General features: G+C 63.5%; 12 protein-coding genes and 1 tRNA gene. 8 read left to right on the top strand and 5 right to left on the bottom strand.

Going from position 1 to position 14,089, the window contains the following annotated elements; translation table 11 throughout:
• Positions 1-3 precede the first annotated feature (3 nt).
• The 3 genes from tgt to DXK50_RS21810 are packed head-to-tail and all read right to left on the bottom strand — an operon-like array spanning position 4 to position 2,996.
• On the bottom strand, positions 4-1,119 hold the full coding sequence (gene tgt, locus DXK50_RS21800; RefSeq protein WP_161867594.1) for a tRNA guanosine(34) transglycosylase Tgt: 1,116 nt from the start codon (positions 1,117-1,119) through the stop codon (positions 4-6).
• A gap of 20 nt (positions 1,120-1,139) precedes the next feature.
• Positions 1,140-2,183 carry a tRNA preQ1(34) S-adenosylmethionine ribosyltransferase-isomerase QueA gene (gene queA, locus DXK50_RS21805; protein WP_212631711.1) on the bottom strand — a complete coding sequence of 348 codons (1,044 nt, stop codon included), beginning with the start codon at positions 2,181-2,183 and terminating at the stop codon, positions 1,140-1,142.
• A 39-nt stretch (positions 2,184-2,222) separates the two neighbouring features.
• A complete protein-coding gene (locus DXK50_RS21810) occupies positions 2,223-2,996 on the bottom strand; it encodes a substrate-binding periplasmic protein (RefSeq protein WP_349292198.1) in 774 nt (257 codons plus the stop codon).
• Between the two features lie 217 nt (positions 2,997-3,213).
• On the opposite strand from DXK50_RS21810, the gene DXK50_RS21815 reads away from it, so the two are divergent.
• The 3 genes from DXK50_RS21815 to DXK50_RS21825 all read left to right on the top strand — a co-directional run bounded on the left by DXK50_RS21815 (position 3,214) and on the right by DXK50_RS21825 (position 4,452).
• Positions 3,214-3,298: transfer RNA gene (locus DXK50_RS21815), tRNA-Leu, on the top strand.
• 339 nt (positions 3,299-3,637) lie between these two features.
• A complete protein-coding gene (locus DXK50_RS21820) occupies positions 3,638-3,850 on the top strand; it encodes a cold-shock protein (protein ID WP_003246255.1) in 213 nt (70 codons plus the stop codon).
• A 104-nt stretch (positions 3,851-3,954) separates the two neighbouring features.
• Positions 3,955-4,452: an RDD family protein gene (locus tag DXK50_RS21825; protein ID WP_161867560.1), complete on the top strand. Its 498-nt coding sequence runs from the start codon at positions 3,955-3,957 to the stop codon at positions 4,450-4,452.
• Between the two features lie 63 nt (positions 4,453-4,515).
• Here the strand turns inward: DXK50_RS21825 and lptG are convergent, their stop codons facing one another.
• Together lptG and lptF are read right to left on the bottom strand one after the other, a co-directional pair.
• On the bottom strand, positions 4,516-5,580 hold the full coding sequence (gene lptG, locus DXK50_RS21830; protein WP_161867559.1) for an LPS export ABC transporter permease LptG: 1,065 nt from the start codon (positions 5,578-5,580) through the stop codon (positions 4,516-4,518).
• On the bottom strand, positions 5,573-6,691 hold the full coding sequence (gene lptF / locus DXK50_RS21835) for an LPS export ABC transporter permease LptF (RefSeq protein WP_161867558.1): 1,119 nt from the start codon (positions 6,689-6,691) through the stop codon (positions 5,573-5,575). The genes lptG and lptF overlap by 8 nt, the downstream gene beginning before the upstream one ends.
• A gap of 143 nt (positions 6,692-6,834) precedes the next feature.
• Between lptF and DXK50_RS21840 the strand changes: the two genes are divergently transcribed.
• The 5 genes from DXK50_RS21840 to nhaC all read left to right on the top strand — a co-directional run bounded on the left by DXK50_RS21840 (position 6,835) and on the right by nhaC (position 13,915).
• Positions 6,835-8,322 carry a leucyl aminopeptidase gene (locus DXK50_RS21840; protein WP_212631713.1) on the top strand — a complete coding sequence of 496 codons (1,488 nt, stop codon included), beginning with the start codon at positions 6,835-6,837 and terminating at the stop codon, positions 8,320-8,322.
• Positions 8,323-8,442: 120 nt separating this feature from the next.
• Positions 8,443-8,862, top strand: a complete 420-nt coding sequence (locus tag DXK50_RS21845; protein WP_161867556.1) for a DNA polymerase III subunit chi — start codon at positions 8,443-8,445, stop codon at positions 8,860-8,862.
• 60 nt (positions 8,863-8,922) lie between these two features.
• Positions 8,923-9,375 (top strand): DNA polymerase III subunit chi, encoded by a 453-nt coding sequence (locus DXK50_RS21850; protein WP_212631714.1) that lies wholly within the window; start codon positions 8,923-8,925, stop codon positions 9,373-9,375.
• Positions 9,376-9,512: 137 nt separating this feature from the next.
• Complete coding sequence (locus DXK50_RS21855; protein ID WP_212631715.1) at positions 9,513-12,344, top strand: valine--tRNA ligase; 2,832 nt, start codon at positions 9,513-9,515, stop codon at positions 12,342-12,344.
• Between the two features lie 140 nt (positions 12,345-12,484).
• Complete coding sequence (nhaC, locus tag DXK50_RS21860; protein WP_212631716.1) at positions 12,485-13,915, top strand: Na+/H+ antiporter NhaC; 1,431 nt, start codon at positions 12,485-12,487, stop codon at positions 13,913-13,915.
• The last annotated feature ends 174 nt before the right edge of the window (positions 13,916-14,089 follow it).

Below are 14,089 nucleotides of genomic sequence, written 5' to 3' on the forward strand. Positions count from 1 at the left end.
AAATCAGTCCAGAGGCGGCACGGGAAGGCCGCGTTTGGCATAGAAGGCTTCGACAAAGGCGGCCAATGTACCCTGTCCGATAGCCTCGCGCAAACCAGCCATAACCCGCTGATAATGCCGCAAGTTATGGATGGTATTGAGCATGCTACCGAGCATTTCGCCGCACTTGTCCAGATGATGCAGGTAAGCGCGCGAGAAGTGTTTGCAGGTGTAACAGTCGCAGGTCGGGTCCAGCGGCGAATCATCGAGCTTGTGCACCGCGTTGCGGATCTTCACCACGCCGGTATCGACGAACAGGTGACCGTTGCGCGCATTACGCGTCGGCATCACGCAGTCGAACATGTCCACGCCGCGGCGCACGCCCTCGACCAAGTCTTCCGGCTTGCCCACGCCCATCAGATAGCGCGGCTTGTCGGCCGGCATCTGCGGCGGCAGGAAGTCGAGCACGCGGATCATCTCTTCCTTCGGCTCACCGACTGACAACCCGCCGATGGCCAGGCCGTCGAAACCGATCTCGCACAAGCCCTCCAGCGAGCGCATGCGCAGCTCTTCGTGCATGCCACCCTGGACGATACCGAACAGCGCCGCCGTACTCTCGCCATGGGCGGTCTTGGAGCGCTTGGCCCAGCGCAAAGACAGCTCCATGGAGCGCTTGGCCACATCGAACTCGGCCGGGTACGGCGTGCATTCGTCGAAGATCATCACGATGTCCGAGCCCAGGTCACGCTGCACCTGCATCGATTCTTCCGGGCCCATGAACACCTTGGCGCCGTCTACCGGCGAGGCGAAGTACACACCCTCTTCCTTGATCTTGCGCATCGCCCCCAGGCTGAACACCTGGAAACCGCCGGAGTCGGTGAGAATCGGCCCCTGCCACTGCATGAAGTCATGCAGGTCGCCATGTTTCCTGATCACCTCCATGCCCGGCCGCAGCCATAGGTGGAAGGTGTTGCCGAGGATGATCTGCGCGCCGATGTCTTCGACATCGCGCGGCAACATGCCCTTGACCGTGCCGTAGGTGCCCACCGGCATGAAGGCCGGCGTTTCCACCACGCCACGCGGGAAGGTCAGGCGGCCGCGACGGGCCTTGCCGTCGGTAGCCAGCAACTCGAAGGACATGCGACAGGTGCGCGACATACTCAAACCTCGGGCCCGCGCGCGGCGGGGTTGCGGGTGATGAACATGGCATCACCGTAACTGAAGAAGCGATAGCCCTGCTCCACCGCCGCGCGATAGGCGGCCATGGTCTCGGCGTAGCCGGCGAAGGCCGACACCAGCATCAGCAGGGTCGACTCGGGCAGGTGGAAGTTGGTAACCAGGGCGTCGACCACACGGAAGGGTCGGCCCGGGTAGATGAAGATGTCGGTATCGCCGCTGAACGGCTTCAACTCGCCACTTTGCGCCGCGGTTTCCAGGGAGCGCACGCTGGTGGTGCCAACGGCGACCACACGACCGCCACGGGCGCGACAGGCCGCCACGGCATCGACCACGTCCTGGCTGACCTCCAGCCACTCGCTGTGCATGTGGTGGTCTTCGATGCGCTCGACCCGCACCGGCTGGAAGGTGCCGGCACCGACATGAAGCGTCACGAACGCAGTTTCCACACCTTTGGCGCGGATCGCCGCGAGCAGCTCGTCATCGAAGTGCAGACCGGCGGTGGGGGCCGCTACCGCGCCCGCCTTTTCGGCGTAGACGGTCTGATAACGCTCGCGGTCGGCCGCCTCATCCGGTCTGTCTATATAAGGCGGCAGCGGCATATGCCCGACCCGCTCCAGCAGCGGCAGCACCGGTTCGGCGAAGCGTAGCTCGAACAGGGCATCGTGGCGCGCGACCATCTCGGCTTCGCCACCGCCCTCGATAAGAATCTGCGAGCCCGGCTTGGGCGATTTGCTCGAGCGCACATGAGCCAGTACCCGGTGCTGATCGAGCACGCGCTCCACCAGCACTTCCAGCTTGCCGCCGGACGCCTTCTGGCCGAACAGCCGCGCCGGAATCACCCGGGTGTTGTTGAACACCATCAGGTCACCGGGGCGCAGTTGCTCCAGCACATCGGTGAACTGGCCATGACGCAGCGCCCCGCTTGGCCCGTCCAGCTGCAAAAGACGACTGGCCCGGCGCTCGGCCAGGGGATGACGGGCGATCAGCGACTCGGGAAGATCGAAGTGGAAATCGGCAACACGCATGATTCGATTCGGAGGGGTATTTTTGCAGGGCGGCAAAGCTTACCGGATTTCCCCTGGTCCGACCACGTGAGCCTGCGGCGCATACTTGGCGACGATCCGCGCCAGCGTGCCATCTCTTCGCAACGAGCGAATGGCGACGTTGAACGCCTCCAGCCGCCCCAATTGATCTCGATGCAACCGCAAACGCAACTGAGAGCGATGGATCGTCGGGCCTTCCTCCACCTGCCAGCGAGGGGCCCGAAGCTGCTCGTCCACTAGCTGCAGATAACGCCACTCGCGGCGATCGAGAATGCCGGCCTCACTGCGCCCCTGAGCGACGCGGTAGATCAGCGCCCGAACATCGGCACCATCGTTGCGCTGAAAGTGCTCGCTACCGGCATAGCCATAGCCACGCACCGTGGCGATGGCACGACCGCGCAAATCCTCGATACGGCTGTAGGGAAATGCCCGGCCCGGCGGGAAGATCAGCATCTCCTCGGTTTCCAGCACCGGTACCGTCCACAACGAGACCTGCGCTTGCTCCGCCTCACCGCGCCAGCTCTTGCTGACGCAACACTCGATCTGCAACTGCCCCTCGCGGAGAAGCTTCTGCGTGCGTAACGGCGGCAATGGATGACTGGCGTGCAACTGCTCCGGCAAGCGCTCATCCAGAGCAAGCATGAACTCATGGAGAATGCCACCGACGCGCGCCTCCTCGACTATCCAGTAGGGCGCCCAGCTTTCGTCGGTAACGGCATAGGTCAAGGTCTCGGCCCGAGAGACCGGCACAAGTAGCAGGCCGGCAACGAGCACCCGGCATAACCCATTGATCACACCTTTCCCCATGACCGCATCACCCCGGGGGCATTTATATAAGCGCCATATCGGCAATCCAGATGACAGCCGCGATTCTAGCCGCAACCGCGATATAAAAGCCCGATGCCATCATCGCTGCCATTGGCCGTTAGTACAGGAACGCGCCGATAGCCGATTACGGCACTGTCGCCGATTGACCGGCGCAAGGTGCATCCCTATACTGCGCCGCCATCGTGCCCCGGTGGCGGAATCGGTAGACGCGGCGGATTCAAAATCCGTTTTCGAAAGGAGTGGGAGTTCGAGTCTCCCCCGGGGCACCACGATTCGAAGCCCGCAAGACATTGGTCTTGCGGGCTTTTTCGTATTGGCATTAGCAACTTGGGCAATTGTTGCAATTGCATGTTGCCGACACACTTTTCCGGCACCGCGGCAGGCCCCGTAAAACCTGGCTGGCGACCTTGCTGGCAGGGGTTGGCAATTGCGCAAAAGTTAGCGTAGAGTGATCGAACTGTTTGCATGGGTCGCTGTGAATCGTGACTCTGGTGCAGCAGATCATCTAGATCCGCTACATCCCGCTCGACTTCTATTACTCCTTGCAACCAGTCTCAGCCCTCTATTATTTGGAGGCTGTCATCAACTCTAGTTTCAAGGAAAAAGACATGTCGAATCGTCAGAACGGTACCGTCAAGTGGTTTAACGACGAGAAAGGTTTTGGTTTTATCACTCCCGAAAGCGGTCCGGATCTGTTCGTGCACTTCCGCGCGATCGAAGGTAACGGCTTCAAGAGCCTGAAAGAAGGCCAGAAAGTCAGCTTCATCGCTGTGCAAGGTCAAAAAGGCATGCAGGCCGACCAGGTTCAGATCCTGGGCTGATTGCCGCTGCTTTGAAGAACCCCTGATCTCGATCAGGGGTTTTTTTATGCCTGAGGAAAAGTCACGGTTAGAATGGCGCGCACTTTCGTCACAGCGAGCCCATCATGCCGAAACACCAGCTACGCCCGCAGGGAGACTTCCCCACAGCCGGGCTGATTCGTCGCCTGGCGGCCCTCTTCTACGATTTCCTGCTCTGCGTGGCACTGATCATGGTCGTCACCCTGATCTACCAGCAGGGCATTCTGCGCCTGATTCATGGCGGCGATACGCTGCTGGCGATGGCCGAAGCCGGCGCCCTGGACCATGACCCGATTCTCGCCAGCCTGGTGCTGCTGTCGCTGTTCGCCTTCTTCGCCAAGTTCTGGACGCATAACGGCCAGACGCTGGGCATGCAGGCCTGGGGATTGCGCATTCAGAACGCCGACGGCAGCGCCATCGATCTGTGGCAGGCCTTGCTGCGCTTCGTGGTCGCCATCGGTTCCTGGCTGTTCGCCGGCCTGGGATTTCTCTGGCTGCTGTGGGACAAGCAGGGCCGTACCTGGCATGACATCTATTCCGACAGCCGCGTGGTGCAACTACCGAAGAACATCCACAAGAAGTAACGCGCGGCAGATGCAAAAAAGCCGGTTCATCGAACCGGCTTTTTCATAGGCGCAACATCTTGCTCAACCGGCACGCCGTAGCAACCAGAAGCCGGCCAGCGCGCAGATGCCAGCCGGCACCAGCACCGCCAGCAGCGGCGAAAAGCCGAACACCAGACTGGACGGTCCCAGCAGGTCCTGAGCGATACGGAAAATGAAGCCGACCAATACACCGGTGAACACGCGCTGCCCCAGGGTCACCGAGCGCAGCGGGCCGAAGATGAAGGAGATCGCCATCAGCACCAGGGCAGCGGTCACCAGCGGCTGCAACACCTTGGTCCAGAACGCCAGCCAGTAGCGGGCGTTGTTCAACCCCTGCTCACCCAGATAGTGGATGTACTGCCACAGCCCGGTCACCGACAGCGCCTCGGGCTCCATCACCACGGTGCCGAGCAGCTCCGGATTGAGTTCGATGTCCCAGCGCTCCTCACGCTGATTGACCACCTCGGACCGGTCTTCATGCAGCAGCGTGGTCTGCACGTTGCTCAGCATCCAGTGATTGTCGCGGTACTCAGCACGGCGAGCGAAACTGGCCGAAAGCAGGCGACGCTCGCCGTCGAAACGGTAGCGCGTGACCCCCAGCAGAACACCGCCTGGCTGTACGGCGTTGATATGCACGTACTCCTGCCCCTGACGATGCCACATGCCGCGCTTGGAACTCTGCGCTGCACCGCCGCCCTGCGCCAGCGCACGGTCGGCCTGGGCCTGGTTCTCGGTCAGCGGCGCAACGTACTCGCCGATCAGAATGCCGGCCAGCATCAGCACCAGCATGGGTTTCATCACCGCCCAGACGATACGCCCGATGGACACGCCAGCGGCGCGCATGATGGTCAGCTCGCTGTTGCTGGCCAGGGTGCCGAGACCGATCAGGCAGCCGATCAGCGCCGCCATCGGCAGCATCTCGTAGGCGCGGCGCGGCGCCGTCAGCAATACGTACCAGAGCGCCTGGGCAAGACCATAGTCGCCCTTGTTCAGGTCGCCCAACTCGTCGATGAAGGCGAACAGCAGCGCCAGGCCCAGGATGACGCCCAGCACCGCCAGAATGGCATAGAACACCTGGGCGCCGATGTAGCGATCCAGCTTAGCCATGAGCCACCTCCGACGCACGACGGCTGGCCCACCACAGACTCAAACGCTCCCAGTACAGCAACGCAAGGCCGATGGCGAGGAAAATGCCGTGTACCCACCACAACCCCAACGCGGCGGGCAAACGCCCCTTGTCCAGTGCGCCACGCGCGGCGATCAGCAGCCCCAGATAAGCCATATAAAGGAAGATCGCCGGCAACAGCTTGAGGAAGCGCCCCTGACGCGGGTTGACCTTTGACAGCGGCACGGCCAGCAAGGTGACGATGAATACCAGCAAGGGCAGCGACAGACGCCACTGCAGCTCGGCCTGCATGCGCGGGTCGCTGCTGCCCAGCAGCTCACGGGTCGGCGTTGCCTCGCGCTCACTGGCTTCGATGGCCACCTCCGGTTTGGGCAGCAGCACGCCGTAGGTGTCGTACTGGATGGCGCGATAATCCGCCTCGCCCGGCTCGCCGTCATAGCGGTAGCCATTTTCCAGAATCAGATAGCGGCTGCCATCTTCCTGGATTTCCTGGCGCCCGCTCTCAGCCACCAGCACGGTGATGCCACGCTCGGACGCGCCATCGCTGGAGAAGCGCTTCTCCGACATGAACACACCACGCAACTCGCTGCGATCCGCCGATAGCTCCTGCGAATAAGTCACGCGCGAACCATCGCGCAGCGACTGGAAACGCCCAGGCACCAAGGTATCGAGCTCGGTCAGCGCATCCTGCTCGTTGAGGATGCGCGCTACACCGGCCACGCCTTGCGGCGCCAGCCCCAGGCTCAGCCAGCCCACCAGCAATGCGATGACCAATGCCGGCGCCATGCTGTAGGCCGTCAGGCGCTGCTGACTGACACCAGTGGCCGAGAGCACGGTCATCTCGCTGTCCAGATACAGGCGCCCGTAGGCCAGCAGGAAACCGAGGAACAGGCCCAGCGGCAGGATCAGCTGCAGGAAACCGGGAATGCGGTAGCCCATGATCAGAAACAGCACACCTGGGTCGAGCACGCCCTGCGCCGCCTGGGCCAGATACTTGATGAAACGACCGCTCATGATGATCACCAGCAGTACGGCACTCACCGCACTGAGGGTCACCAGCACTTCGCGGGACAGATAACGGAAGACGATCAAACCGGACGCTCCAGGGTTGTCAGGCTCAGGCGCGAGCGCTCAAACTAGCCGCACCTACTTGCCGGCCCACCCTAGGGTGGACCCTCGAAAAATGGCGGCCATTATCCGTCAAACCCGACTCTTTGTCTTGGGGACAGCTCACTATGGAATTCCTCGTCAAAAGCACCCGTCCGGAAACCCTGAAAACCGCCACCCTGGTGGTCGCCATCGGTGAGGGCCGCAAGCTCGGCATTGCGGCCAAGGCCGTGGACCAGGCCAGCAATGGCGCATTGAGCGCGGTGCTCAAGCGTGGCGACATTGCCGGCAAGCCGGGTCAGACCCTGCTGCTGCACAGCCTGCCGGGACTCAAGGCAGAACGTGTGCTGCTGGTGGGCTGCGGCAAGGGTGACCTATCCGACCGCCAACTGCGCAAGTTGGTTGCAAGCGTGCACGGCGTGCTCAAGGGCCTGGGTGGCAGCGACGCGCTGCTCGCCCTGGGTGAACTCAAGGTCAAGGGCCGCGACGCCTACGGCAAGACCCGCCTGATCGTTGAAACCCTGGCCGACGGCACCTACCTGTTCGAGCAGTTCAAGAGCCAGAAGGCCGATCCGCGCGCGCTGAAGAAGATCATCCTGGCCGTCGACAAAGCGGAGCTGGCCGATGCCGAGCGCGCTCTGCAGCATGCACGTGCCATCGCTACGGGCGTCGCCTTCACCAAGGATCTGGGCAACCTGCCGCCGAACCTCTGCCACCCCAGCTATCTGGCGGACGAGGCCAGGGCCCTGGGCAAGGCGCACAAGAACCTCAAGGTCGACATTCTTGACGAGAAGAAGCTCAAGGAGCTTGGCGCCGGGGCTTTCCTCGCCGTGGCTCAGGGCAGCGAGCAGCCGCCGCGGATGATCGTCATGCACTACCAGGGCGGCAAGAAGGACGACAAACCCTTCGCCCTGGTCGGCAAGGGCATCACCTTCGACACCGGCGGTATCAGCATCAAGCCTGCTGCCGGCATGGACGAGATGAAGTACGACATGTGCGGTGCCGCTAGCGTGTTCGGCACCCTCAAGGCCGTGCTCGAACTGCAGCTGCCGATCAACCTGGTGTGTCTGCTGGCCTGCGCCGAGAACATGCCCAGCGGCCGCGCCACCCGCCCGGGTGACATCGTCACCACCATGAGCGGGCAGACCGTGGAGATTCTCAACACCGACGCCGAAGGCCGTCTGGTGCTGTGCGACACCCTGACCTACGCCGAGCGTTTCAAACCGCAGGCAGTGATCGACGTGGCCACCCTCACCGGTGCCTGTATTGTCGCCCTGGGCAGCAACGTCTCCGGCCTGATGGGCAACAACGACACGCTGATCAAGCAGATCCTCAAGGCCGGCGAAACCGCCGACGACCGTGCCTGGCAACTGCCGCTGTACGACGAGTACCAGGAACAGCTGGACAGCCCCTTCGCCGACATCGCCAACATCGGCGGGCCAAAGGCCGGCACCATCACCGCCGGCTGCTTCCTGTCGCGCTTCGCCAAGAACTTCCACTGGGCGCACCTGGACGTCGCCGGCACCGCCTGGATCAGCGGCGGCAAGGACAAAGGTGGCAGTGGCCGGCCGGTCCCGCTGCTGACCCAGTACCTGCTGGACCGCGCTAAAGCCTGATCCGGCATCCGGGCCATGCCTGTGTAGGAGCGGCTTCAGCCGCGATAATTCGCGAGTTATCGCGGATGAATCCGCTCCTACAGCATCCAGCCATCACTCCCTGACCTATTGAAACCCCTGATGCCCAGAATCGAGTTCTACGTCCTCTCTTCCGCTGACGCCCTGGGGCGCCTGCGCGCCGCCTGCCAACTGGCGCTCAAGGCCTGGAACGCTGGTTTGCCGGTGTTCGTACGCGCCAGTGACGAGACCCAGTGTGGCGAGCTCGATGAACTGCTCTGGAGCTTCAAGGGCGAGCGTTTCGTGCCCCACGATCTGCACCAGGATGCACCGCTGTCGCCCGTGGTGCTGGGCATCGACGAAGCCCCGAGCGCCGATCAAGGGGTATTGATCAACCTCGGCAGCAGCCTGTCGCCACACGTCGAGCGCTTCTCCCGCATCATCGAGATCGTCAACCAGCAACCCGAGTTACTCAGTGCCTGTCGCGAGAATTTCCGCACTTACCGCCAGCGCGGGTATGATCCGCAGCGCGTCGAACTTTAGTGGCCGTCGGCGCTCACAATTCAGGCTACTTCTGCCCTTTTGCCCGCCGCACCGACCGCCATGGACACTCCCAAGCCTCCGCAAAAACCTGCTCAGTTGCTGCACGACCTGGAGTCGATTCGCGAGCTGCTGGGTGACGACAGTTCCGAACCGCCGCTGCTGATCGACTCGCTCGACCCGGACAGCATTCCGGTGCTGTCCGATATCGTCAGCGCGCCGCCCGGCCCACCACCGCCCTTCCACGCCACGCAGGCGGCCAGGACCTCGCAGGCTCTCGGACCGACGGCACCCGCAGCCAGCACGGCTCCGTCCGCGAGCCCGCTGCGCGAGCGTATCGAGCCGCGCCTGCATGACAGCGCACGCGAGCTGCAGCACCTCAATGGTGAACTGCGCGCAGCGGCGCAACTGATCCTGCAGGATGTGATCGATGACTTCGTGCCGCAGATCGAGGCCGAACTCAAACGCCGCCTCGAAGCCCGCCTGCCGCGCCTGCTGCCGCCGCGCAAACCCTGACGCGCGCCAACCCACGCGGCGCGTCTGCACCCAGCGCCGCGCCATCGCCCTCTGACGCGCAGCCCTTACGCCGCAAGCTCCATCCCCGTTATACTTGCCGGCTTTTCCGATCAGCCGTCACAAGGGTCCCGCCGCGCATGGACAAGACCTACCAGCCGCACGCCATCGAATCCAACTGGTACCAGACCTGGGAGCAGAACAACTACTTCGCCCCACAAGGTAGCGGTGAGCCTTACACCATCATGATCCCGCCGCCGAACGTCACCGGCAGCCTGCACATGGGTCACGGCTTCAACAACGCGATCATGGATGCGCTGATCCGCTTCCGCCGCATGCAGGGCCGCAACACTCTGTGGCAGCCGGGCACCGACCACGCCGGTATCGCCACCCAGATGGTGGTGGAGCGTCAGCTCGCCGCACAGGGTATCGGTCGTCACGACCTGGGCCGCGAGAAGTTTCTGGAGAAGGTCTGGGAGTGGAAGAACCAGTCCGGCGGCACCATTACCCGGCAGATCCGCCGCCTGGGCAGCTCGGTGGACTGGTCGCGCGAGCGCTTCACCATGGACGACGGCCTGTCCGAAGCGGTCAAGGAAGCCTTCGTACGCCTGCATGAAGACGGCCTGATCTACCGCGGCAAGCGCCTGGTCAACTGGGACACCAAGTTCCACACCGCCATCTCTGATCTGGAGGTGGAGAGCCACGACGAGAAAGGCTCGCTGTGGAACCTGCGCTACCCGCTGGCCGACGGCAAGAAGACCGCCGAAGGCAACGACTACCTGATCGTCGCCACCACCCGCCCGGAAACCATGCTCGGCGACAGCGCTGTGGCCGTGCACCCGGAAGACGAGCGCTACAAGGCGCTGATCGGCAGCTTCGTCGAACTGCCGCTGCTGGGCCGCCGCATCCCGATCATCGCCGACGACTACTGCGACCCGGAATTCGGCACCGGCTGCGTGAAGATCACCCCGGCGCACGACTTCAACGACTACGAAGTGGGCAAGCGCCACGACCTGCCGCTGATCAACATCTTCGACAAGAACGCCGCAGTGCTGGCTCAGGCCCAGGTGTTCAACCTCGACGGCAGCGTCAACGAGCAGATCGAGGCGAGCATTCCGGCGCAGTTCGCCGGGCTGGATCGCTTCGAGGCGCGCAAGCAGATCGTCGCCGCCTTCGAGGCTGCCGGCCTGCTGGAAAAGATCGAAGATCACGCGCTGAAGGTGCCGAAGGGCGACCGTTCCGGCACCGTGATCGAACCCTGGCTGACCGACCAGTGGTACGTCTCCACCAAGCCGCTGGCCGAGAAAGCCATCGCCGTGGTCGAGAGCGGCGAGATCCAGTTCGTGCCCAAGCAGTACGAGAACATGTACTTCAGCTGGATGCGTGACATTCAGGATTGGTGCATCAGCCGCCAGCTGTGGTGGGGCCACCGCATCCCGGCCTGGTACGACGAGGCCGGCAACGTCTACGTCGGCCGTGACGAAGCGGAAGTGCGCGCCAAGCACAACCTCGAAGGCGTCGCCCTGCGCCAGGACGAAGACGTGCTGGACACCTGGTTCAGCTCCGGCCTGTGGACCTTCTCCACCCTCGGCTGGCCCGAGCAGACCGATTTCCTCAAGACCTTCCACCCCACCGACGTGCTGGTCACCGGCTTCGACATCATCTTCTTCTGGGTCGCCCGGATGATCATGCTGTCGACTCACCTGACCGGACAGATTCCGTTCAAGACCGTCTACGTGCATGGCCTGGTGCGCGACGGCCAGGGGCAGAAGATGTCCAAGTCCAAGGGCAACGTGCTCGACCCGCTGGATATCGTCGACGGCATCACCCTGGACGCGCTGCTGGAAAAACGCACCAGCGGCATGATGCAGCCCAAGCTGGCCGAGAAGATCGCCAAGCAGACCAAGGCCGAGTTCCCGGAAGGCATCGCCAGCTACGGCACTGACGCCCTGCGCTTCACCTTCTGCTCGCTGGCCACCACCGGCCGCGACGTGAAGTTCGACATGGGCCGCGTCGAGGGTTACCGCAACTTCTGCAACAAGCTGTGGAACGCCGCCAACTTCGTCATCGAGAACACCGATGGCCAGGACACCGGCGTGAATGGCGAAGAAGTCGAGCTGTCCTCGGTGGATCGCTGGATCATCAGCCAATTGCAGCGCACCGAGGCCGAAGTCACCCGCCAGCTCGACGCCTTCCGCTTCGACCTGGCCACCCAGGCGCTCTACGAGTTCGTCTGGGATCAGTACTGCGCCTGGTACCTGGAGCTGGTCAAGCCGGTGCTGTGGGACGAGAACGCGCCGATCGAGCGCCAGCGCGGCACCCGTCGCACCCTGGTGCGGGTGCTGGAAGTCATCCTGCGCCTGGCTCACCCGTTCATGCCCTTCATCACCGAAGAAATCTGGCAGCGCATCAAGGGCCAGGCCGGCGTGCAGGGCGACACCCTGATGCTGCAACCCTGGCCGGTGGCCAATGAAAGCCGCATCGACGCCGCCGCCGAAGGCGACATCGAGTGGGTCAAGCAGCTGATGCTCGGCGTACGGCAGATCCGTGGCGAGATGAAGATCTCCATGGCCAAGCGCATCGACATCATCGTCGCCAACGCCAGTGCCGAGGATCAGCGTCGCCTGGCCGACTTCGAGCCGCTGCTGAACAAGCTGGCCAAGCTCGAATCCGTGCGCGTGCTGGCTGCCGGTGAGGAAGCGCCGATGTCCGCCACCACCCTGGTCGGCGAGATGGAGGTGCTGGTGCCGATGGCCGGGCTGATTGACAAGGACGCCGAACTGGCGCGCCTGGACAAGGAGATCGCCCGCCTCGACGGCGAGGTCAAGCGCGTCGGTGGCAAACTGGCCAATGAAGGCTTCGTCGCCAAGGCCCCGGCCGAAGTGCTGGAAAAGGAACGCGCCAAGCTGGCCGAGGCCGAGCAGGCCCTGGCCAAGATGGTCGAGCAGCGCGGCAAGATCGCGGCTCTCTGATCACAGCGCGCCACAGAAAGACCCGCGTCCTGACCGGCGCGGGTTTTGTTTTTTGTGGGAGGGGCTTCAGCCGCGAGCTTCAACTGCAAAGCCGCGGCTGAAGCCCCTCCCACGGCTCATCTGATTTTCCGGTATTCCCCATGACCACCCGCTCCCCTTCCCTGCTCGACGCGCTGCTACCGATTGGCGTGCTGGTCGTGCTCCTCAGCCTCTCCGTCTACCTGTTCGGCGACAGCTCCTCCAGTGGCCCTAACCAGATCGCCCTGATGAGTGCCGCCTTCGTCGCCGGCCTGATCGGGCTGAAGAACGGCCTGCGCTGGGCCGAGATCGAGGAGGGCATACTGGCCGGCATCCATATGGCCATGAAGGCCAACCTGATCCTGCTGGCGGTCGGTGCGCTGATCGGTACCTGGATTCTCGCCGGCACCGTGCCGACCATGATCTGGCTGGGCCTGAAACTGATCAGCGCCGAGTATTTCTACGTCACCAGCTGCCTGATCTGCGCCCTCACCGCGCTGTCGATCGGCAGCTCGTGGACGGTGGCCGGGACCCTCGGCATCGGCCTGATGGGCGTGGCGGCAGGCCTGGGCCTGGATCCGGCGGTCACCGCCGGCGCGATCATTTCCGGTGCCTACTTCGGCGACAAGCTGTCGCCGCTGTCGGACACCACCAATCTGGCCCCGGCGTCTGCCGGCGCCGACCTGTTCGCGCATATCCGCAATATGCTGCGTACCACCACGCCGGCGCTGCTGATCGCACTGGTGATCTTCTTCGTACTTGGCCAGCAGGCCGGCGCGAGCCACGATACCGGGCGTATCGCCGAGGTACTGGCGGCCCTGGAAGCGCAGTTCCGCCTGGGCTGGCATCTGCTGCTGCCAGTGGCCTTCCTGCTGCTGCTCGCGGTGCGCCAGTGGGCCGCCTTCCCTGCAGTATTTCTCGCCGCCCTGCTCGGCGCGGTATTCGCCGTGGCGTTTCAGCCGGAGGTGATGGCGCGCCTGGCTGACCCACAAGCTGGCGCCCTGGCCCCGTTGAAAACCGTCTGGAGTGCGCTGTTCGCCGGCTACGAGTCGGCCAGCGGCAACGCCGAGCTCGATGGCCTGCTGTCCAAGGGCGGCATGGGCAGCATGCTCACCACCGTGTGGCTGATCATCTGCGCCATGTGCTTCGGTGGCGTGCTGGAACGCCTCGGCCTGTTGCAGCGCCTGTTGCAGAGTGCGCTGCGCATGGTGCGCAGTGACAGCGGCCTGGTTGCCAGCACCATCACCACCACCATCGGCGCCAACATCATCACCGCCGATCAATACATCGCCCTGGTGCTGCCGGGCCGCATGTATCGCGCCGAGTACGAGAATCGCGGCCTGGCGCCGACCAGCCTGTCGCGTGCACTGGAAGACGGCGGCACCCTGACCTCGGTACTGGTGCCCTGGAACACCTGCGGCGCCTACATGGCCGCCACCCTGGGCGTGGCCACGCTGAGCTACCTGCCGTACTGCTTTTTCAACCTGATCATGCCGGTGCTGGCCATCGCCCTCACCTACCTGTTGCCACCCAAGCGGCAAACCGCCCTCTGAACTTGTACCCTCGGGCCGGCCGGTGCGCCGGCCCGAACCTCCTCAATAGGTAGCAAAGCGTTCATCTCTTTGCCCTTTTCGCTATAAAAAATCTTCCCTTTTTCCAATTGTTTCAGGCATCTTCACCCGCCTGGCTGCATCCCCCCGGCATGTCCCCCCAATAAGAATCAGAGC

Origin of the sequence: Pseudomonas sp. KB-10 (assembly GCF_018221585.1) — a bacterium.
GTDB lineage: Bacteria > Pseudomonadota > Gammaproteobacteria > Pseudomonadales > Pseudomonadaceae > Aquipseudomonas > Aquipseudomonas yangonensis.